This window comes from Ruania rhizosphaerae (assembly GCF_009805705.1).
GTDB classification, from domain to species: Bacteria; Actinomycetota; Actinomycetes; order Actinomycetales; family Beutenbergiaceae; genus Ruania; species Ruania rhizosphaerae.
Genome location: NZ_VSMB01000042.1, coordinates 1 through 584, shown reverse-complemented (window position 1 = coordinate 584; position 584 = coordinate 1). Strand labels below are relative to the sequence as shown.

Sequence of the window (584 nt, the reverse complement as noted above, 5' to 3'; positions counted from 1 at the left end):
GCCCGCGAGCAAGGTCACCCAGAGCGATCGAGCGGCGCACGTCCTCACTCGCATCCGGCATGAAGGCGCTCAGTGCTGCGGCGCGGGCTGCCACGGCTGCCTCCAGGTCCAAGGCGTCTGCCAGGTCCAGTCCGCCCTCGAAGTTCACGACCGCGGTCGAACCGGGCAGGTGCGGGTCACCGGCATCCCCGAGGTGGATCTCTACCCGGCGTGCTTCCAGTGCTGCCTGCGCTTCAGCACGCGCCTGCTCAGGGTCGTAATGGTCCATCGCGGCTGCCACCGCCCGCTCGATCTGCGCCCTGCTACAGGACCCGATCGACCAGGCGACCTGCCGGTCCACCCACCCCGCACCCTCGAACGGGAGCTTCTTCGTCAACCGGGTCACCGCCCGCGCCCGGTTCATGCTGACCTGCCCCGCCCGCACCCGGCCCCACAGGGTCGGCAGGCGGTACGCAAGCTCGACCACAGCCCCGACATAGGACAGTGCCGCCTCGTTCGACTGCCCCAACGTGGCCGCCAACCGGGCAAACCCCAGATCAGACACCCACGGAGCACCCGCACCCGCAAGACGCATCGGTTCTTCC

General features: G+C 69.7%; 1 protein-coding gene. It reads right to left on the bottom strand.

Annotated features, from left to right (window positions below):
* Positions 1–544, bottom strand: a 544-nt coding sequence (locus tag FV560_RS19985; protein WP_200837862.1) for a hypothetical protein, incomplete at its 3' end; no start/stop codon positions are given.
* Between the last annotated feature and the right edge of the window lie 40 nt (positions 545–584).